Annotated in this window: 1 pseudogene; it reads right to left on the bottom strand. The window is 37.6% G+C overall.

Features of this window, described 5'->3' with window-relative positions:
• A pseudogene (locus HMPREF2811_RS11315) lies at positions 1-218 on the bottom strand (IS30 family transposase); the annotation flags it as partial.

Here is a 218-nt window from a genome sequence, read left to right as displayed (position 1 = left end):
ATTTCATAATGACCGTACTCACCACGCTGATTGATGACTTCCGGACGCATATCGATGGATTGACCTTTCACTCTAAATTGCGAGTTGGTATTCTTACGTTTTTTCTTTGATTTACGCGGATAAAGTAAGTCATTCGATGTTAAGCCTAAATGTCCGTTATGAATCCAATAATAAATCGTTGAAACGGGAACGTTGACAAGATTAGAATGAACGATCAT

The organism is Globicatella sp. HMSC072A10, assembly GCF_001811625.1.
GTDB lineage: Bacteria > Bacillota > Bacilli > Lactobacillales > Aerococcaceae > Globicatella > Globicatella sanguinis.
This window is presented reverse-complemented; position numbering and strand designations above follow the sequence as displayed.